The organism is Micromonospora haikouensis (genome assembly GCF_900091595.1).
Taxonomy (GTDB): Bacteria; Actinomycetota; Actinomycetes; order Mycobacteriales; family Micromonosporaceae; genus Micromonospora; species Micromonospora haikouensis.
Window position 1 is genome coordinate 1 of the sequence record NZ_FMCW01000095.1, and the last position, 1,133, is coordinate 1,133.

Genomic DNA, 1,133 nt, shown 5'->3' on the forward strand with positions numbered 1-1,133 from the left:
CAAGCCTCATGAAGCCGAACCCGGCACCAATCCACCGCGCCGCCCTGGCGGTGGATGCCAGCTCGACCAGGTGCGTCCTCGTAGGCGACTCCACCTCTGACATCGAAGGCGGACGGGCTGCCGAAGTTCGCACGATTGGGTTTGCCAACAAGCCCGGCAAGCGCACTCTCCTACTGAGGGCAGGAGCGGACGCCATCACCGACGGCACGGATGGCATGGCCGAGCTGGCCAGGGCTCTACACCGCGAACTGCCGAATTAGCCTCTTAAGGATCAAGGCGGCCCGCAAGCGGGCCGCGCCGGCCCGGCCCCGGCCTGCTGGCGACCTTCGGCCGGCATCGGCCGAGCCGGCCGGCCACGCTTGGGATGACCAGACCTTTGAAGACCTCGGGGCTCTGCCCCGAACCCCGGCCCTCCTCAGAGATGCCGCCGCAGATCACCTCGCCGGGCACCACAAGGGCTACCAGCCTCCCCGGACGGGGCCAAGGTCGTACGTCCGGTAGGGCGCTCCACCTTGTCCCCGTCCGGGGAGCCTGGAAGGTCTACAACTGCCCGACGAGGAGATCAGTTTCCTGCCCTCAACGGTCTTGCCTGCACCAAGCGTCGCGTCAAGACTGAGTCACCCATTTCCTGCAGACGGAGCGGAGAGCGCATGTCTGGCGAGCGGATCCCCAAGGCGAGGAGACGGGCCCTTCTCGTAGTCGCAGTTGCTGTGGTTCTCCTGATCAGCGTCTACGCCGCGGTGGGCGCCATGCGTCGTGGGCTGGAGTTTGAGGTGTCGGTAAACTCCTACAACCCAAGGGATGACCGCAGGGTCATCGACGCGCGCGTCGAGATGCATCCCGACTTTGAGGTCGTGCGCACGTTCGCTGATTTCCAGAGTGATCGTGTGATCTTGCACGTAGTCGCACGGCAGCCGACATTGTCGTGGTCGGGTGGCGATTACGCGGACGTGCGATGGGTGCCCGTGAGGCTTGACAAGCCGCTCGGCGACCGGCAGGTGCTAGATGCTGTCAGCGGCAGCCCTGTGCCACGAATCTGATCCGTCGGCCGACAACAGCCTTGATCTTTGGAAGCAGCGCCTGCGAAGCTGCCGGAGCAGTGGCCCACGGAAGAGGAGCCGCCGGGCCATCCA

Annotated in this window: 2 protein-coding genes; both read left to right on the forward strand. The window is 65.7% G+C overall.

Going from position 1 to position 1,133, the window contains the following annotated elements; genetic code table 11:
• On the forward strand, positions 1-260 hold a 260-nt coding region (locus tag GA0070558_RS32635; protein WP_141722444.1), incomplete at its 5' end, for an HAD family hydrolase.
• A 390-nt stretch (positions 261-650) separates the two neighbouring features.
• Complete coding sequence (locus GA0070558_RS32640) at positions 651-1,040, forward strand: hypothetical protein (RefSeq protein WP_141722445.1); 390 nt, start codon at positions 651-653, stop codon at positions 1,038-1,040.
• Positions 1,041-1,133 lie beyond the last annotated feature (93 nt).

Bases quoted from the DNA above. Each gene is read 5' to 3' on its own strand.
- GA0070558_RS32640 (WP_141722445.1), top strand. From the start codon at position 651: ATGTCTGGCGAGCGGATCCCCAAGGCGAGGAGACGGGCCCTTCTCGTA.